The organism is Serratia sp. CoH_122_TC_1, assembly GCF_058191755.1.
Genome location: NZ_JBXWLA010000075.1, coordinates 1 through 314, shown reverse-complemented (window position 1 = coordinate 314; position 314 = coordinate 1). Strand labels below are relative to the sequence as shown.

The 314-nt window shown below is 60.8% G+C and carries 1 protein-coding gene; it reads left to right on the top strand.

Features of this window, described 5'->3' with window-relative positions:
- Nucleotides 1–314, top strand: a 314-nt coding sequence (locus tag AC2FC2_RS27045; RefSeq protein ID WP_490660216.1) for an autotransporter outer membrane beta-barrel domain-containing protein, incomplete at both ends; no start/stop codon positions are given.

The following is a 314-nucleotide window of genomic DNA, read 5'->3' as shown; positions in this document are numbered from 1 at the left end:
GCTACGCGGTGGAAGTGGCACCGAACGGCCAGAGCGATCGGATCCAAAGCAGCGGATCGGCGACGATCGGCGGCGGTGAAGTTGCGGTCTCGCTGGAAAACAGCACCAACCTGCTGTCGCAAAGTGACGTCCGTAGCCTGCTCGGCCAGCAGTACAACATCCTGACCGCCCAGCAGGGTATTAGCGGGCGGTTTGATACGGTGGTGCCAAATTACCTGTTCCTCGGCACCGGCCTGACTTACCAACCGAATCAGGTCACGCTGAGCGTCGGCCGTAACGACACCTCCTTTGCCAGCGTGGCGCAAACGCAAAAC